Below are 18,164 nucleotides of genomic sequence, written 5' to 3'. Positions count from 1 at the left end.
AGCAGTAGGAAATTGGCCGCGTTCAGGCGGCCGACGGGTCAGCGGCTCGCTCAACTGCGCCGGGGTATTCGGCAACGAACTGCGCAAAGTAATGTTCCAGAAGTTGAAAACCCACGGCCCCTTCGTCCAGCCGGCCTTCTTTGAACTGACGCTCAAGGTGACGGGCCTGCGCGGCCAGGGCCACTCCGCCGAGCGTGGAGGCCGTGCCCTTGAGCTGGTGCAGCATGGGCAACAGTTCGCGGAAGTTGCCTTCAGCCACCGCGGGGGCGGCATCGCGCAGCAAATCGCCGGCTTCCTGCTCGAACTCCTGGTAGAGGTCGGACGTGAATTCGGCTCCGCCCAGCTCTATCAGCTGGTGCATGATATTCACATCGAGCGTGGGTTCCTGGGGCTTGGACGAAACAGGCACTAGCGGGGCCGGGGCCGCGCCACTGGCACCGCTGGTCGCTGCTGCGGGCATGGCGGAGTTAGAACGCGGCCGCAGCCAGCGGTGCAACACTTCGTAGAGATGGCGGCTTTTTACGGGCTTGCCCACATAGTCGTCGAGGCCCTGGCTCATGAAGCGGCCGGCGTCTTCCTGCATGGAGTAGGCCGTCATGGCCACCACGGGCGGGCAGGCATTCCCCAGCAAGCGCCGGATTTCGGCGGTGGCAGCCACCCCGTCCATGTCCGGCATCTGAATGTCCATGAAAATAATGTTGTAGACGGCCCCCGGCGCGGTGACCAGGGCAATGGCCTCGGGGCCGCCGCCGGCAATGGTCACATCGCAGCCCAGCTTGGTGAGCAGGCGCTGGCCCACCTTCTGGTTGATGGCGTTGTCATCGACGAGCAGCACCCTCGGGGCCGCCTCGAAGGGCTGAAACGCGGCCTCCCGCACCGGGGCCGCCGTGGGTGGGTCGATGTGCTGGGCTTCGCGGGCGCTGATAGTGAACCAGAACACCGAGCCCTCGCCCTCGTCCGACAGCACGCCGATTTCGCCGCCCAGCAGCTCGGCCAGCTGCCGGCTGATGCTCAGGCCCAGGCCCGTGCCGCCGTAGGCCTTGCTGGGCGTGGTGTCGAGCTGGGTGAAATTGGTAAAGAGCAGGCTGGCGTTGTCGCTCGAAATGCCGATGCCCGAGTCCTGCACCGCGAAGCGCAGGGTGTGCAGCTCGCCGTCGGTGCTCACGCTGCTCACCACAATGCCCACCGTGCCTTCGTTGGTGAACTTGATGGCATTGGCCACCAGATTGCTCAGGATTTGGAGCAGGCGCACCTCGTCAGTCACCACGTAGCGCGGGGTGTGCGGCGTGATGTGGTAGGTGAAGCGGATGTGCTTCTGTTCGGCCCGGTAGATGAACAGGGCGCGGATGCGCTCCATCACGGCCTGCAGCTCGATGGGCGCTTCGTGAATCTGGAGCTTGCCGGCCTGGATTTTCGACAAATCCAGGATGTCGTTGAGGATGGTGAGCAGGGCATCGGAGCTTTTGCGCAACGTGTCCACGTAGTCGAGCTGCTCGTCGGTTTCCACGGTCTGGTCGAGCAGGTCAATCATGCCAATGATGCCGTTCATGGGCGTGCGCAGCTCGTGGCTCATGTTGGCCAGAAACTGGGTTTTGGCCTCCAGAGCGGCTTCGGCCTCGTCCTTGGCCAGGCGCAGGTCGTCCTGCATCTGCTTGATTTCGGTCACGTCGCGGGCAATACCTTGCGTGCCAACATCGCCGCCGCCCACAATGCGCGCATTCACGAGCACGCTTACGGGGTAGCCGTCTTTGTGCCAGAGCTGGGTTTCGAAGTTGCGCAGGCCGCCGCTGCGCTCCACTTCCTCGTTGGCGCGGGGCCGGTCGGTGGGCTCCACGTAAAAATCTATTACGGGCTTGCCCAGCACTTCTTCGGGCTCGTAGCCCAGCACATCGCGCACCGAAGGGCTGACGATGGTGAGCACGCCCTCCTCGTCGGTTCGGTAGTAGATGTCCTGAAACGACTCGAAGATGGAGCGAAACTTCTCCTCCTGCCCTTCCAGGGCCAGCTGGGCACGCTTTTGCTCGGTAATGTCGTGGGCAATGGCCGAAATCTCTTCAAACGAGCCATCGCCCAAGTAAATCGGGTTCAGGTAAATGTCGGTCCACACGTCGTGGCCGCGGGCGTCGCCCAGGCGCATCTCGAAGCGCTGAGCCTGGCCTTTGGCCGCCGCGTTGTAGTGCTCCACGAAGATGTCGCGCTCGCTGGCGGGCATATTTTCCAGGTCGGCTTTCCAGAGGTTGAGGCCCCGTACCGGGTAGGTGCCGTTGCGCCGCAGGAACTGGGCCGCGTAGTTGCGGTTGAAGTTCATGAGGTTGGCGCGGGTATCCACCGTCCACATCACGTGCGAGCCACTCTCGAAGATGGCATTCAGGCGGGCCGTTTGCTTGCCAATCTGTTCCTCGTTGCGCTTGCGCTCAATGGCCAGGGCCACCTGGTTCGAGATGAAGTGAAGCACGTCGAGGTCGCCGGGCGTGTACGCGTCGGCACGGCTGTAGTCCTGCACGGCCAGCACCCCGATAATGCGGTCGCCAATGCTCAGCGGCGAGGCCAGCATCACCTCCGGGGCCTGCCCGAAAGCCGTGACGGCTCCGCTGCGCACCAGCTGCTGGTAGTCGGTGTGGGTGAGGTAGCGCGGCTGCCCGCCGGCAATGATGTACTCCGACACGCCCGCCGAAAACGGCCGCGTGCCCTGCGGGCGGGCCTGCGGGTGCTGGTCGACGTGGTACACGAACTGCAGTTGCGTGCGGGCATCGTCGCAGAGGGCGATGAACAGGTTACTGGTTTCAATAATCTTGCTCAGCTCGCGGTGAATGGCCCCGTAGAGGCTGGGCAAGTCTTTGGCTGAAATGGCCAGGTTGGCGATGCTGTAGTAGACTTTCTGGAGACGCTCGGCCTTAATCCGGTCCGTGATGTCGTGCAGAATGGCGCGGCTGCTCACCGGCTGGCCTTCCTCGCGCACCACGTTCATGCTCCCGATGAGGTGCACGGGCTTGCCCTGGCTGGTCAGAAACACGGTTTCAACCTTATTCACTGGCTCGCCGTCGTACAGGTTGCGGAGCTGGTAGAGCAGCTTGGCCTTGTAGTAGGGGTGCACCACGTCGGCGAGGGTGCGGGTGGCCAGCTCGGCGTCGGTGTAGCCCAGCTTTTCCTTCCAGGCCTTGTTCACAAACAGGAAGCCGTTGTCGGCCCCGAGGTGCTGCACCAGGTCCTGGGCGTTGTCGAGAAAGTCCTGCAAGTGGGTGCTGTCGCCGGCCAGGGCCGGGCTTACCACGCTGTGGCTGGCTACTTCCTGGCCGGCCAGCCACAGGCCGGTCATGCCCCCGGCGGCATCACGCGTGAAGCCAGCCTGCCAGGTCACGTAGCGCAATTGGCCCGTACGCGTAATTATCGACCGTTCATAACTAGCTGGTAAATCCTGATGTTCAATAGCATCTGCAAACTCCCGTCGTCTCGACTCGCGCTCGGCGGGCGGCGCAAACAACTGGTAGCAGTGCTGGCCCAGCACTTTATCGCGGGTATAGCCCGTGAGGGCCAGCAGGGCCTCGTTGACTTCAACGATGACGCCCTTCAAATCGGCCAGCATATACACCTGGCCAAGTTGGTCGAGCAGCGCTGCCAAGGGCGGCGCCACGGGGCGGGCAGTGGAAGTAGCCGAAAAAGAAGTCATAAACGACACGAACTACCGGTTGATATTTCCGGCTAAGATAGCCACCGCGCTGCGAGGCGGCGGTGTAAATTTGGACAAAATATAATTACCTCCGGCCGTCCTCGCCCGGCCAGTCCTCGCCCCACCCGCCATTGCCGCTTCCGTCCCCGCCGCTGCTTTTCACCGTCACCACCGATTTGTGCTTCGACCAGCGGATGCAGCGCATCTGCGGCAGCCTGGCCGCCGCCGGCTACCGGGTGCAGCTGGTGGGCTGGCAGCGACCCACCTCGCCCCGCCTCACGGCGCAGCCCTACCAACAGCACCGGCTGCGCGGCTGGTTTCAGAAGGGCAAGCTTTTTTACCTTGAATACAACCTGCGGCTGTTCATCTACTTGCTGGGCCAGCGCGCTGCCGCCTGGTGCGCCTGCGACCTCGACACCGCCCTGCCCGTGTGGCTGCGTGCTAAGCTCGGCGGTCAGCCCTTTGTGTACGACGCCCACGAATTATTTACGGAAGTGCCCGAGGTAGTGGCCCGGCCGACGGTGCAGCGCATCTGGCGGTGGGTGGAGGGCTTCATCGTGCCGCGCGCCCGGCTGGCCTACACCGTAGGCCCGGCCCTGGCGCAGGTGTTCGGGCAGCGCTACGGCCGGCCCTTCGCCGTGGTGCGCAATGTGAGCCGCCTGCGCACCGACGAGGTGCTGCCGCCCGCGCCCGCCGCTGCTCCGCCCACCGGCTACATCCTCTACCAGGGCGCGCTGAATGTGGGACGCGGCCTGGAAAGCTTGATTGATGCCATGCCGCAGGTGGCGGGCCGGCTGGTGATTTGTGGCGAGGGCGACCTCTCGGCGGCACTGCGCGAGCGGGCGGAGCGGCTGGGGCTGCTGGCTTCGGGCAAGGTTGAATTCCGGGGATTTGTGCTGCCCGAGGCGCTGCGCGAAGTGACGCGGCACGCGGCTGTGGGCATTATGCTGCTGGAAAACATCGGCCTGAGCTACTACTATTCGCTGGCCAATAAATTCTTCGATTACGTGCACGCCGGCATCCCGCAGGTGCTCATCGACTTCCCCGAGTACCGCGCCCTCAACGACCAGTTCGATGTGGCCGAGCTGGTGACCGACTTGCAGCCTGCCACCCTAGCCGCCGCCCTCAACCGCCTGTTGCGCGACGCCCCCGCCCGCTACCAGCATTTGGCCGAAAACTGCCGCCGCGCCGCGCCCCAGCTCAGTTGGCAGCACGAAGAGCGAGTGCTGCTGAAGCTGTTTGCGGGATTATTGCCTTAATTCTGACTTCTCATGAAAAAACTACTTCCCTCATTACTTCTGGGCGGAGCCTGCTTTGTGGCCGGCGCGTTTGTGGCCCGGCCCACCGCGCCCGATGAAATTACGGTGCCCATCCTGCGCGCCGCCCAGCAGGTTTTCGGGCTGAATTTCACCGATGCCCAGCTCGATTCGACGCGCCGCAACCTGAGCGGCTACCGCGACAGCTACGAGGCGCTGCACAAGATTGCGCTGCCCAACAGCGTGGCCCCGTCCGTGGTATTCGACCCGCGCCCGCTGCGCATGCGGCAGGCGCAGCCCACGCCGCCGGTAACCAATGCCAACTGGCTCTATAACCTCAACGGCGTGAAGCTGCCCACGCGGCGCGACGACCTGGCCTTTTACACCGTGCGGCAGTTGGGCGAGCTGCTGCGCACCAAAACCATTACCTCCGAAGACCTGACGCGCTTTTTTCTGGTCCGCCTCAAGCAATACGACCCGCGCCTGCACTGCGTCATCACCCTCACCGAGGACTTAGCCCTGCAACAAGCCCGGCAGGCTGACAAGGAAATTCAGGCCGGCCACTACCGGGGCGCATTGCACGGCATCCCATTCGGGGTGAAGGACTTATTCAGTGCCAAGGGCTACAAAACCACCTGGGGCTCGGTGCCTTATAAAGACCAAATACTGGACGAAGATGCCGCCGTGGTGGAGCGCTTGCGCGCCGCCGGAGCCGTGCTGTGTGCCAAGCTCACATTGGGCGAGCTGGCCCAGGGCGACGTCTGGTTTGGCGAGAAAACCCGCACGCCGTGGGACGTAACCAAGGGCTCCAGCGGCTCTTCGGCGGGGTCGGCCTCGGCAGTGGCGGCGGGACTGCTGCCGTTTGCCATTGGCACCGAAACGCTGGGCTCCATCGTGAGCCCCAGCACGGCCTGCGGCGTGACCGGCCTGCGCCCTACCTACGGCCGCGTGAGCCGCGCCGGGGCCATGGCCCTGAGCTGGACCATGGACAAAGCCGGCCCCCTGGCCCGCTCGGCCGAGGACTGCGCCCTGGTGCTGGCCGCCCTGTGCGCCGCGGGCCCCGATGCCCGCGACCCCGCCACCCTGCTGGCCCCAAACACGTTCAAGTTTGCCTTCAGCACCAACATCAAAAAGCTGCGCGTGGGCTACCTCAAGGCGGCTTTCGACCAGAATTATCCCACCAAGACCAACGACCAGGCTACGCTGGATGTGCTGCGCAAGCTGGGCGTAGAACTGGTGCCGTTGGAGCTGCCGACCATCTCGCCCGGCGCGTTGCGCTTCGTGCTCACGGCCGAGGGCGCGGCGGCGTTCGACGACCTCACCCGCTCGGGCCGCGACGGCCAGATGGTGCTCCAAAACCGTTCGGCCTGGCCCAACAGCTTCCGCTCGGCCCGCTTCATTCCGGCCGTGGAGTACCTGCAGGCCCAGCGCGTACGCAGCCTGCTGATTGAGCAAATGGACGAAAAGCTGAAGGGCTTCGATGCCTACATCGCGCCCTCGTTCAGCGCCAACCTCGTGCTCACCAACCTCACCGGCCACCCGGCCGTGGCCCTGCCCAATGGCTTCACGGCTGCCGGCCTGCCCACTACCATCACCTTCATGGGCCAGCTCTACGAAGAAGGCACCCTGCTCGCCCTCGCCAAGGCTTACCAGGACGCCACCGACTTCGACGAAAAACACCCCCCAATGCCGTAAACCACTGCCTTGTTTGCGACGCCCCCACGGCCGCTTTCTACCCGGAAGGCGGCCGTGGTCGTTATCTTGCCGGCCCGACGGGTGGCACTACGCGCCGAAAATATTGTTTTGTAGCTGCTTACCTTGGTTTTCCGTTGCTCCGGCCTATGAAGATTTTTCTGACGCTGGTACTGTTGGTTTGCCGGCTGGGACTGAGTGCGCAACCCGCGCCGCCCGCCGCCATTCCGTACACCAATGCGCAAGCCCGCTACCAGCTGGCGTATGCGCCGGGCTGGGTGCCGCCCCGGGCATCGGGCGGGCCGGTAGCCGCGTTCACGGCCGGCGCCCCCGCCATTGATGCGACGGTGAAAGTGAGCCAGCAGCCCCTGCCTGACGACCGACGCGACCTGCGCTTGCTCGGTACGGGCCGGCCCGATTCGGTGTACCAGCGCATCCAGCGGCTGCCCCGCGTGCAAGTGCTGCGCCTCGACCAGCACAGCGCCGGCCCTACCGATGAGATTGATTACGAATACACTTACGCCCCGCCGGCCCCGGCCCCACGCACCCACGTACTGGGCCGGCAGCTCTGGCGCGGCGGCTATGAGTTTCGGGTAGAATACCGGGCCGGCACCGACCAGGACGGGCGTTATCTGGCCGAAGGCCGGCAACTGGTTGAGTCGTTCGCCTTCACCACCGCGCCCTGGCCCAGCCGCCGCTACGCCGACCAGATTTGCGACGGCAAAATGTACGGCATCGCCGCCCTGCGCTACCACGACGGGCAGTGGGAAGACGACTGCCGTACCATCCACGAGTTTTCAACTTCCGACCCCACGGCCAAGCCCCGCGCCCACCGCCGGGTGCTGCCCTTCCAGTCCTACGCCCTGGCCAAGGGGTTCGATAACTGCCTGTATTCCGTCACGAAAGCTCCCACCAACGCCCCCGAGCGCGTGTACCGCTACGACCCCGCCACCCGGCGCGGCGCTTACACCGAATGGCAACTCCCCGCCCAGGGCCCCGAAAACGTCTGGATATCCGCCGCTACCGACGACCACGGCGACCTGTATTTCATGACTTCCGATGCCAACCAGCTGGTGCGCGTGAGCCCCCACGAGGGCCGCGTGAGCGTGGTGTGGGCCACCGACCCCATCCGCAAAGCGCCGTATTATCCGCTCATCGGGTTTGCCAGCGCGGGCACGCACGGCAATTTTTGCCTCGACGATGCCAGCACGATGTATATGGTGTACAGCACCGACGGCTCGCTGCTCAAGGTAAACCTCAACACCAAGCAGCCCGCTCCCGAGCGCATTGTCCTCGACGGCCTGCCCGTGCGCGGCGGCTACAGCGACCTGCTGATGCAGAACGACGCCTCCGGCCGCCGCCGCCTGTACCTGGCCGGGCCGCACGCGCTCTATCAGGTCGATTTGGCGCGCCACCAAGCCACCCGCGTGCGCGGCGGCACCTACACCGATTTGGCCGGCTGCAACTTGTTTGGGGTGGTACCACCGGCGCCGCCCGCCCCGCCACCCACGCCCACCACCGCCACCTGGGCAGGCCGCGTGCTCGACGCTGCCACCTCGCTGCCCCTGCCGCAGGCGCAGCTACGCCTCGACCACGACGAAGTAGGCACCGCCGTGCTGCTGTCGGTGCGGGGCACCTTCACCTATACCGCTAAGCCGGGCAGCACCTATCAGTACCACGCCCAGCACCCCGGGTATTTCTCCACCGATAGCGCCTGGACTGCCGCGCCCGGCCCGCTGGTGCGTGATATTCTGCTCCGCCCGCTGGCCGTGGGAGCTACCGAACAGCTCGCCAATGTGCAGTTTGAGCAGGGCAAAGCCGTTATGTTGCCCTCGTCGGCCGCTGCTCTCAACAAGCTGGTGCGCCTCATGATTGACAATCCCAGCCTCATCATCGAGCTGCGCGGCCACACCGACAACGTGGGCCCGCCCGAAAAAAACGTGGTGCTCAGCCAGCAGCGCGTGGCCGCCGTGAAAGCCTACCTCGCCGACCACGGCGTGGCCGGTAGCCGCATCACCGGCCTCGGCTTAGGTGGAGCCGAGCCCATTGCCAGCAACGCCCAGGAAGCCACCCGCCGCCTCAACCGCCGCGTCGAGTTTCGCATCGTGGGGCTGCAATAGCGCGGGCGGCGCGAACTTTGCGGCCCGCGTTGCCGCTTTTAGCAGCGCATTATTTCCGCCGTGTCCGCACTTCCCCCCGAAATCCTCGCCCAGCTGGCCCCCACCGCCGCCGACCCGCGCCCCGTGCTGCTCACCATTGCTGGCCCCACGGCCGTGGGCAAAACGGCCTTGTGTGTGCAGCTGGCGCAGCAGTTTCACACCGAAATTGTCTCGGCAGACTCGCGCCAGTTTTTCCGCGAGCTCAGCATCGGCACGGCCAAACCCACGCCCGCCGAAATGCAAGGCGTGCCGCACCATTTCATTGACAGCCACAGCATCACCGAAGATTACAGCGCCGGCCGCTTCGCCACCGATTGCCTGGCCGTTCTCACCGATTTATTCCAGAAGCACCCGCTGGTTATCCTCACCGGCGGCTCGGGCCTCTACGTGCAAGCCGTAACCGACGGGCTGGACGAGCTGCCCAGCGTGCCGCCCGAAGTCCGGGCCCAGCTTCACGCCGAGCTGGCCGCTCACGGCCTTCCCCACCTCGTGGCCGAGCTGGCCGAAACCGACCCCGTGGCCCACGCCCGCATCGACCAGCAAAACCCGCAGCGTGTGGTGCGCGCCCTCGAAATCACCCGCGCCACGGGCCGGCCGTTTTCCAGCTTCCACACCGCCGGCCCGCCGGCCGAAAATCCGCTTTTTCGCAACGTGAAAGTGGCCCTCACCCGCGAGCGGGAAGAGCTTTACCAGCGCATCAACCTACGCGTGGAGCACATGCTCGAAGCTGGGCTGCTGGAAGAAGTGCGCGGCCTCCTGCCCTACCGCCACCACCACGCCCTGCAAACCGTGGGCTACCAGGAAATTTTCGGCTTTCTGGACGGCGAATACGACTGGGCCGAAGCCGTGCGCCTGCTCCAGCGCAACACCCGCCGCTACGCCAAGCGCCAAATGACCTGGCTGCGGCGGGACGCGGCATATCAGTGGGTGCAGTTGTAACCAGCTGTCATTGCTCCGCTGCGCTCGCAATGACAGGATAAACCTACACGCTCAGAATCTCCACCATCCGCATAAAGCTCTGGTTGATAAGCTTCTTCTTGTTGATGGTATCCGTGAATGGCGTGTATACCAGTTTCTTATCTACAATGCCGGCCATTACGTTGCGCATGCCGTTCATGAGGCCTTCCACGGCGGCAATGCCGATTTGGGAACCCAGCAGGCGGTCGGCCGCCGTGGGCGAGCCGCCGCGCTGAATGTGGCCGATAACCGTGACGCGGGTATCGAGCTGCGGGATGGCCTCCTTCACGCGGGCGGCCGTGTTGGTGGCGTTGCCCTCTTCCTCGCCCTCGGCCACAATGACGATGAACGAGGTTTTGGAGCGCTGCCAGCCCGCCTGCAGCGTGTCGATTACCACATCGGCACTCATTTGCGTTTCCGGAATCATCACGATTTCGGCCCCGCCCCCGATGGCGCACGGAATGGCGATGTAGCCGGAGTCGCGGCCCATCACCTCTACAAAGAAGCAGCGGTCGTGCGAGTCGGCCGTGTCCCGGATTTTGTCGATGCACTCCAGCGCCGTGTTCACGGCCGTATCGTAGCCGATGGTGTAGTCCGTGCCGTATAAGTCGTTGTCAATCGTGCCCGGCGCGCCCACCGTCGGGATGCCGAATTCTTCCTCAAAAATCATGGCCCCGGTGAACGTGCCGTTGCCACCAATGGCCACGAGGCCTTCAATGCCGTTGTTAACCAACTGGTCGAAGGCTTGTTGCCGGCCTTCCTTGGTCATAAACTTCTGGCTGCGAGCCGATTTCAGAATGGTGCCACCCTTCTGCACCGTGTTGGACACCGAAGCCGAGTCAAGGCGCACAAACTCGCCTTTAATCATGCCGCTGTAGCCCCGCATAATGCCATAAACCTCAATGCCGTGGTAGGTAGCCGTGCGTACCACCGCCCGGATAGCGGCATTCATGCCCGGCGAATCGCCCCCACTCGTAAAAACCGCAATTCTCTTCATCTGACCTGTCATAAATGCAACAGGGCGCGCAAATGGCACCCAAACCGCGCAAAGTTGGCGAAATGAATGCAAACCCTCAACCCAGAAGTTAGAATTGCTGATAGGAAAACGTTTGCTCTTTTTAGTGCCGAGGCAATAATATGGCAACAAACAGTCGGTTTTTCGTGTATCTTACCCCAGAAATCGGGATTTCGATTCAAAATTCATCTCTCACTAATTAATTCCCACGTTTATGTTCGGTTTTTTCGAAAATGAGCAGGCTAAAAAAATCAAAAGCCACCTGTTGAATCTCGCGGCGCTGGCTAAAGCCGACGGCCATATCGACGCCCGGGAAATGAATTTCATCCTCGCCGTGGGCAAAAAGAACGGCATTAGCTCCTCCGAAGTGCAGGCGCTGGTGTCGGGCTCGAAAGGCAGCAACAACGACCTGCCCACCACCGATTCGGAGCGCTTCGACCAGATTTTTGACCTCGTCGATATGATGCTGGCCGACGGTATTGTGGACGAAACCGAGATGGATTTCTGCATCATGATGGCTGAGAAGCTGGGCTTCCGCAAAGCCATTGTGGGCGTGCTGGTGCGCAAGATTTCGCAGGGCGTGAAGGATGGCCTGCCCAAGGAGCGCATCAAGGAAGAAAGTACCTCGTTTCTGAACTACAACGAGTTGCCCCGCCCCAACGTGGTAGTATAATAGATTTTCCATCGGCCAGCTCGAAACAGAACCGGCCCTTTGGCAACCCATTTCGGGCTGCCAAAGGGCCGGTTCTGTTGATGCACCGAGCCGACGGCAGGTTCGTTAGTCGACCTGGCCAGCCCTACCGGGTACGCCCCCACCCCTACCGGCAATATGCTCGATGGCGCGCAGCAGCGCGGCGCAGGCTTCGTCAATCTCGGCTTCGCTGATGGTGAGCGGCGGGGCCAGGCGCAAGGAGTTGTCGCAGAACAGGAACCAGTCGGTGAGGATGCCTTCGTGCTCCAGGGCGTAGTCGATGATGGGCTTGAGCACGGCGAAGGAATCGAATTCCACGGCCATGAGCAAGCCCCGACCGCGCACCGCCCGAATGGCCGGGTGCCGCAGCTGCCCCCGGAACCGTGCCGCTTTGGCAGCCACGCCTTCGGCCAGCTTCTCATCCTGCATCACTTGCAGCGTGGCCAGGGCCGCCGCGCAGCTCACCGGATGCCCGCCGAAGGTGGTGCAATGCCCCAGAATGGGGTTGGTTTTGAAGCCCGACATGATTTCGGTACTCGAAATGAAAGCTCCGATGGGCATGCCGCCGCCCATGCCCTTGGCGCACACCAGAATATCGGGCTCGATGCCGAACTGCTCGAAAGCCCACATGGTGCCGGTGCGCCCGTAGCCGCACTGGATTTCGTCGAGAATGAGCAGCGCGCCGACTTCGGAGCAGCGGGCACGCAGGGCCGGCAGGTAGCCGGGGCTGGGCACGCGCACGCCGGCCTCGCCCTGCACGGTTTCGATGACCACGGCGGCTGTGCGCTCGGTGATGAAGGCGAGGTCGGCCAACTCGTTGTGGCGGATGTGGCGCACGTCGGGCAGCAGCGGGCGAAAGCTGTTTTTGAAGCCCTCGGAGCCCGTAATGGACAGCGCGCCGTGCGTGGAGCCGTGATAGGCGTTGAGGCAGGAAATGAGCTCGGTGCGGCCTGTATGGCGCTTGGCCAGCTTCAGGGCACCTTCGATGGCTTCGGTGCCGGAGTTGGTGAAATACACCGAATCCAGGTGCGCGGGCAGGGTTTGGTGGATGGCCTCGGCCAGTTGAGCAGGTACGGCCTGCACCAACTCGCCGTACACCATCAGGTGCAGGTATTTGTCGAGCTGGGCCTGAATGCCGGCCAGCACGCGCGGGTGGCGGTGGCCTACGTTGCTCACGCCAATGCCCGAAATCAGGTCGAGGTAGCGGCGACCGTCGGGGCCGTACATGTACACGCCTTCGGCGCGCTCAATTTCCAGCAGCAGCGGAAAATCAGAGGTTTGGGCCTGGTGGCGCAGGAATAATTGGCGGGGTGTAAGGACCACGGATTTTTCGGATTAGTCGGATTTTGGGGACGAGGATGCGGCCGCTTTGTGGTATTGCAAACACATTAGGCAACCCATTCGATTATTTCGCAAAAATAAAGAGGCCGCTGCGGGGCAGCGGCCTCTCGGCATAGCTCAGAAAAAACGCCTCAATTGGTATTAATGGCGGGCTGGGCGCCCGCTCCGGCCACGCGCTTGATAACTTCCTTGGTGAAGTCGCGCTCGGCCTGGAACAGTTGGGCCACCTGGCGCAGGGAAATGACTTTTTGAAACTTATCGAAGTATTCCTTTTCCAGGTTCAGTTCCTGCTGGCGGGAGTTGAACGACTGCGTGAAGTTGTCGCGCAGCTGCTGGTCGGTCATGCCTTCGGTGATGTCGCGGCGCAGCAGACGGCCGTTGCGGTTGATTTCGCGGCGGCGGTCCGAGAATTCATTGTAGAGCGGCCAGAACTTCTGAGCCTGGTCCTGAGTGAGCGAAACGCGGTTGGTGATGAAGGCAATTTTAGCGTTTTCGAGCTGGCCGAGGCGCTGGCCTTTGCGGCCTTGGCCGCCCAGCCCGTCCTGGGCATGGGCGGCCGGAGCCAGCGCCAGCAGCACCGCCACGAGGCTCAACAAACGAAACATGGATGATAAAACGGACATGATAACGAGGTAGGAATACAGAAATTAGAGGTACGTAGAATCGTCAGAAGGTTGCGCGTCCAGCGCGTCGTTCACCTCCTCTTCCGAGGCGTGCAGGAAGCCTTTGGTGATGGCCGGATGGGCAGCAGTGAGCACGGCCAGGTCGGAGTTTTCGACGCGGGCCCCGCTCGTGAGCAGGTAGCCCACCAGTTCGGTGCGCGGCACGGCATCGAGGGAGGCGGTGGAGGCCGTGGCGGGCACCAGCGGCGCGCTGCCGCTCATATAGAACGAGGCGGCAAACCCGCCCAGCACGGCCACCGAGGCCAGCCCGGTGCGCAAAGCGGGAGACAAAAAGCTGAGCCAGCGCCGGCCCAACGCGATTTCGCGGGCATCGGCCTGGGGCAGCCGGGCCATTATCTGGGTCGGCAGTTTATCGAAGTAGCCAGCGGGCGGCTCGCTCAGCAGCGGACGGGGCCGCCGGGGGTGCGCGTCTAGCTTAAAAGCAGTTTTCATGATGGTTGGATGAAAAACCAAGGGCAGCGTTTAATTCCGCCAGCAAAAATTGTGTGGGGCGGGGTTAGTCTTCGGTGGTGCGGGTCACGTATTCTTCCACTTTTTTCACGGCGTGGTGGTAGCTGGCCTTCAAGGCCCCTACGCTGGTGCCGGTTACCTCGGCCATCTGCTCGTAGGGCATTTCGTCGTAGTAACGCAGGTTGAAGACGAGGCGCTGCTTGTCGGGCAGGCGCAGGATGGCCTGCTGGAGCTTCAGCTCGATGGCATCGCCGGCAATGGCGGGGTCGGCTTCGATTTTGGCGGCTAGCTCGGCCCCCACGTCATTGAGCGGCAGCAGGAACTTGCGCCGCTTGCTGCTCAGAAAATTCAGGCACTCGTTGGTGGCAATGCGGTAAATCCAAGTGAAGAGCTGGGAATCCTGGCGGAAGGTTGAGAGGTGCTTCCACACCTTCACGAATACGTCCTGGGTGAGGTCGTCGGCGTCGTCGTGGTCCACCACCATCTTGCGCACGTGCCAGTACACCTTGCTCTGATACTTGCGCACAAGCTGGTTGAACGCCAGATTGCGGCTGGCGGGTTCCTGGAACTTGAGGAGGATGTCGTGGTCTTCCAAACGCGAAAGGAATCTTGCCGGAGCGGCGAAGGCAAGGGTTGGATGGCAAAGACGGCAACACGTTTAATGCCTGCCCGCGAAAAGAGCGCAGCAAGTACCGAAAATCAGAGGTGACGGTGATTTCAACTCGTCTTCAGGTCAGGCTTTTCAATAGCTTATTCAAACGCCTATTTTTCGACGCATGTACACGTCCACCGATTGTCGGGAATGGTGGGAAACACCAGAAAGAACTTATTAGGTCGGTCTATTTTTTCCGCTTTGCCTTTGTCGAGATAGCCGCCGGTGAACAGCAGATTACCGTCTTTATCAACGCTGAACTTCCCTTTGCTGGGGTTTTTAAAACCGGAATAGAAATAAGTACCATCCGGGTTTATCGTGAACGAGCCGTGGGGAATGAACTCATAAAAGCCCCCTGTGTATTTCGTGGAAGTGCAGCCGTATTTCCCGTATTTGAGCGTGGTTTTTGGCGCCGCCTGCGCCGCTGCGTCGAGTGCAAGCGCTGATAATACCGCGCAGCTAAATCCTACGATTAGGGTTCTTTTTTTCATCTCAAGAAGCAGCTGTTTTAAAATATCCGGGGTCAGACCAAAAATAATTGAAGCAAAATAAAACGCAACCGTTGCACAATTATTTAACTGCCGACAGGGCACAGAAAAGCCTCGCAGCATATTCGCTACGAGGCTTTTCTGTGCCGTAGGAACGACTTACTTCTTCCGCTTCATCACTGCTTCCACGGCTGCCACAATGGCTTTATCGGTGAGGCCGTATTTCTCCATCAGTTGGTCGGGGGTACCGCTTTCGCCGAAGCTGTCGTGCACGGCCACCATTTCCAGGGGCAGGGGCTCTTCGCGGGCCAGCAGCTGGGCGATGCTATCGCCGAGGCCGCCGTTCATCTGGTGCTCTTCGGCGGTTACCACGCAGCCGGTTTTGCGGGCCGAGGCTAGGATGGCCTCGGCATCAAGCGGCTTGATGGTGTGGATATTGATGATTTCAGCGTTGATGCCTTTTTCGGCCAGGAGTTTGCCGGCCAGCACGGCCTTCCACACGAGGTGGCCGGTGGCGAAGATGCTCACGTCGGTGCCTTCGTTCATCAGCCAGGCTTTGCCGATTTCAAATTTCTGGTCGGGGGCCGTGAAGTTGGGTACCACGGGGCGGCCGAAGCGCAGGTACACGGGGCCTTCGTGGTCGGCGATGGCGATGGTGGCGGCTTTGGTCTGGTTGTAGTCGCAGGGGTTGATGACGGTCATGCCGGGCAGCATTTTCATCATGCCGAGGTCTTCCAGAATCTGGTGAGTGGCACCGTCTTCGCCCAGCGTGAGGCCGGCGTGCGAGGCGCAGATTTTCACGTTTTTGCCGGAGTAGGCAATGCTCTGGCGAATCTGGTCATACACGCGGCCGGTGCTGAAGTTGGCAAACGTGCCCGTGAAAGGGATTTTGCCGCCAATGGTCATGCCGGCAGCCACGCCCATCATGTTGGCCTCGGCAATGCCGACCTGGAAAAACCGGTCGGGGAAGGCCTTTTTGAAGGCGTCCATCTTGAGCGAGCCGGTGAGGTCGGCGCAGAGGGCCACGACGTTGGGGTTGCTGGCACCCAGCTCGGCCAGGCCAGCGCCGAAGCCGCTGCGGGTGTCTTTGGATTCGGTGTAGGGGAAGTCTTTCATGGGAATATTAAGGAGGTTTCGTTAGGACAAACTCCCCTCCTTACCAAGGAGGGGATGTTTCAGCGAAGCTGAAACGGGGGTGGTTGTGGCGTTGAACGGCAATTGTCAGCGCGTACTAAAACTACTTTCAATGCTCTGCAACACGCTTTCCAGCGCTGACCAAATCAGCTTATTCTCAAACCTGATTACCCGAATGCCTGCTGCATTCAAATAATCAGTACGCGCCGCATCGTGCAAATTGCCGGAAGCCGTGAAATGACCTGCGCCGTCTAATTCAACCGCAAGCTTTTCCTGCGGGCAATAAAAATCGAGGATAAATTCGCCAATGCTGTGCTGGCGACGAAATTTACGGTTGGCAAGCTGGCTGCTTTTTAGGGCGCTCCAAAGCTTGGCTTCGGCCGGGGTTAGGTTATTGCGGAGGGTGCGGCGTTCGTCTTTTTTGTGAGGGAGGTTGTTGAGGGTAGTCATGGGTTGTGTTTTTAGATTCCGTTCAACGACTCTCATACGCCACAACCACCCCAGTTTTTGCTTCGCAAAAACGTCCCCTCCTTGGTAAGGAGGGGAGTTTGTCGTTTTTACATCATTTTCCGAAAATGGCTACCGAAGTCGTCTGCCCGCTCCGAATACTGAAATTGCGCACGTCCGTGTACTTGCTGCCGTTGCTGGTGGCGGTGCGGAACACCAGCCGGTAAGCACCGGGCTGCATGGGCAGGTTTATTTTGCTGCTCCCGCCCTGCGGCAAGTCGTAAATCCAGGTCTGCGATTCATCATCATTTAATTGATAGATGCTGCCGTAGCCTTTCAAATCCGACGTGATATTGAGGGTGCCGGGCGCGTCGTAGGTGAAGGTGTATTCCTGGCCCTGTTTGATGGTGAGGCGGCGCACGGTGCGCGGTAGCGTTAGGGCCTCCACTTCGTAGTTGCCGGCTAGTAGTTTCTGGCGGGTGCCGAAGGTGCCGGCCGTGACGGTGGCCCCCGCCGGGTTGCGCACTACGGCCCGGATGGTGCCATACGGGTTGGGCGAGAGCGGCGGGTTTTGCAGCCAGAGAGTGCCTTGCGGGGTTTTGTAGGTGAGGACGTTGGCTTTGCCAGGGATGATGGGAATGTTGGCCTGGCGCACGGGCGGCACGGTGTTTATCACGAGGTCGTAGCTCTGGAGGGCGTCAATGTCGAGCACATCGGCCTTGCCCTGAGCGTCGCGGTAGTGCACGTAGTTGTACTCCGGCTGCCCGGTCACGTTGTTGACGAAGGTCATGTTGACGTTCGTTTCCACGGGGCGGCCGTTGGCGTCGGTGAGGTTCACCGAGACAGTGGTTTTGCTCAGGGTTTTGGCGATGACGTCGTTCATCACCGTGCGAAAGGTTTTCACCTCGGCGGCGTTGTAGTACTGCCCCAGGCATTCGAGTTGCCGGCCAAAATCGCGCTCGGCCCCGATGCCGATGACGAAGGGCTTGAGGAAAACGTGCTTGCGCTGCAAGGCCAGGGAGGCCGCGCAGGGGTCGCGGTTGCACGATTCGAGGCCGTCGGTTATCAACAGCAGAACGTTGCGGGAGGATTTGTCGGTGGGAAAATCATTGGCCGACTGCTCCAGCGAATAAGTGATGGGCGTGTTGCCCTGGGCCTTAAGCGTAGTCAGCTTCTTCTTGATAGCAGCGGCATTGCGGGGCGCAAAGGCCACTTCCAGCTTCGAGTCCTGGCAGTTTTTCTCCGAGTTCGGGTACTGGTGGCCGTACACGCGCAGGCCCAGCTCCAGGTTGGGGTAGGCGTTGAGCGAATCGACCATTTTGCTGAGCATGCGCTTGGCCACTTCCCAGCGGGCCTGGCCTTCCCAGGGCGCCATCATCGAGCCCGACGCATCGAGCAGGAATAGGATGCGGGTGACTTTGGGTTTTTCGGGCGGGGCGTTTTGGGCGCGCGCTTCCTGTACTGACAGCCCCAGTGGGGCCACCAGCAACAGGAAACACAAGGCCCGGAGCAAGCGCGGCAGCATGAGCAAC

15 protein-coding genes are annotated in these 18,164 nt (G+C 61.9%); 5 read left to right on the top strand and 10 right to left on the bottom strand.

Annotated features, from left to right (window positions below):
- Positions 1-22 precede the first annotated feature (22 nt).
- Positions 23-3,667: a PAS domain S-box protein gene (locus ACYU7Q_RS15735; protein ID WP_460610393.1), complete on the bottom strand. Its 3,645-nt coding sequence runs from the start codon at positions 3,665-3,667 to the stop codon at positions 23-25.
- A gap of 131 nt (positions 3,668-3,798) precedes the next feature.
- Between ACYU7Q_RS15735 and ACYU7Q_RS15730 the strand changes: the two genes are divergently transcribed.
- From ACYU7Q_RS15730 to miaA, 4 genes are all read left to right on the top strand, one after another.
- On the top strand, positions 3,799-4,926 hold the full coding sequence (locus ACYU7Q_RS15730) for a glycosyltransferase family protein (RefSeq protein WP_460610392.1): 1,128 nt from the start codon (positions 3,799-3,801) through the stop codon (positions 4,924-4,926).
- A gap of 12 nt (positions 4,927-4,938) precedes the next feature.
- A complete protein-coding gene (locus ACYU7Q_RS15725; protein WP_460610391.1) occupies positions 4,939-6,618 on the top strand; it encodes an amidase in 1,680 nt (559 codons plus the stop codon).
- A gap of 146 nt (positions 6,619-6,764) precedes the next feature.
- Positions 6,765-8,735, top strand: coding sequence for an OmpA family protein (locus ACYU7Q_RS15720; protein ID WP_460610390.1), 1,971 nt, complete (start codon positions 6,765-6,767; stop codon positions 8,733-8,735).
- A 60-nt stretch (positions 8,736-8,795) separates the two neighbouring features.
- Positions 8,796-9,713, top strand: a complete 918-nt coding sequence (miaA, locus tag ACYU7Q_RS15715; protein ID WP_460610389.1) for a tRNA (adenosine(37)-N6)-dimethylallyltransferase — start codon at positions 8,796-8,798, stop codon at positions 9,711-9,713.
- 43 nt (positions 9,714-9,756) lie between these two features.
- Here miaA and pfkA read toward each other — a convergent pair whose 3' ends face one another.
- The gene (gene pfkA, locus ACYU7Q_RS15710; RefSeq protein ID WP_460610388.1) at positions 9,757-10,728 is read right to left on the bottom strand and encodes an ATP-dependent 6-phosphofructokinase; all 972 of its coding nucleotides are present in this window, start codon (positions 10,726-10,728) and stop codon (positions 9,757-9,759) included.
- 232 nt (positions 10,729-10,960) lie between these two features.
- On the opposite strand from pfkA, the gene ACYU7Q_RS15705 reads away from it, so the two are divergent.
- Positions 10,961-11,419, top strand: coding sequence for a tellurite resistance TerB family protein (locus tag ACYU7Q_RS15705; protein ID WP_460610387.1), 459 nt, complete (start codon positions 10,961-10,963; stop codon positions 11,417-11,419).
- A gap of 105 nt (positions 11,420-11,524) precedes the next feature.
- On the opposite strand, the gene ACYU7Q_RS15700 is transcribed toward ACYU7Q_RS15705, so the two are convergent.
- The 8 genes from ACYU7Q_RS15700 to ACYU7Q_RS15665 all read right to left on the bottom strand — a co-directional run bounded on the left by ACYU7Q_RS15700 (position 11,525) and on the right by ACYU7Q_RS15665 (position 18,157).
- Positions 11,525-12,760 carry an aspartate aminotransferase family protein gene (locus ACYU7Q_RS15700; protein WP_460610386.1) on the bottom strand — a complete coding sequence of 412 codons (1,236 nt, stop codon included), beginning with the start codon at positions 12,758-12,760 and terminating at the stop codon, positions 11,525-11,527.
- Between the two features lie 149 nt (positions 12,761-12,909).
- Entirely contained in the window at positions 12,910-13,401 is a 492-nt protein-coding gene (locus ACYU7Q_RS15695) for a hypothetical protein (RefSeq protein WP_460610385.1), read from the bottom strand.
- A gap of 24 nt (positions 13,402-13,425) precedes the next feature.
- Entirely contained in the window at positions 13,426-13,893 is a 468-nt protein-coding gene (locus ACYU7Q_RS15690) for a hypothetical protein (protein WP_460610384.1), read from the bottom strand.
- 64 nt (positions 13,894-13,957) lie between these two features.
- The gene (locus ACYU7Q_RS15685) at positions 13,958-14,506 is read right to left on the bottom strand and encodes an RNA polymerase sigma factor (protein WP_460610383.1); all 549 of its coding nucleotides are present in this window, start codon (positions 14,504-14,506) and stop codon (positions 13,958-13,960) included.
- A gap of 167 nt (positions 14,507-14,673) precedes the next feature.
- A complete protein-coding gene (locus tag ACYU7Q_RS15680; protein WP_460610382.1) occupies positions 14,674-15,174 on the bottom strand; it encodes a hypothetical protein in 501 nt (166 codons plus the stop codon).
- A 36-nt stretch (positions 15,175-15,210) separates the two neighbouring features.
- The gene (locus tag ACYU7Q_RS15675) at positions 15,211-16,167 is read right to left on the bottom strand and encodes a transketolase family protein (RefSeq protein ID WP_460610381.1); all 957 of its coding nucleotides are present in this window, start codon (positions 16,165-16,167) and stop codon (positions 15,211-15,213) included.
- 105 nt (positions 16,168-16,272) lie between these two features.
- Positions 16,273-16,635 (bottom strand): endonuclease domain-containing protein, encoded by a 363-nt coding sequence (locus ACYU7Q_RS15670; protein WP_460610380.1) that lies wholly within the window; start codon positions 16,633-16,635, stop codon positions 16,273-16,275.
- Positions 16,636-16,747: 112 nt separating this feature from the next.
- Positions 16,748-18,157: a vWA domain-containing protein gene (locus tag ACYU7Q_RS15665; RefSeq protein ID WP_460610379.1), complete on the bottom strand. Its 1,410-nt coding sequence runs from the start codon at positions 18,155-18,157 to the stop codon at positions 16,748-16,750.
- Positions 18,158-18,164: the final 7 nt, after the last annotated feature.

This window comes from Hymenobacter terrigena (assembly GCF_054776515.1).
The sequence above is the reverse complement of the archived record's forward strand: the minus strand, read 5'-3'. Positions and strand labels throughout refer to the sequence as shown.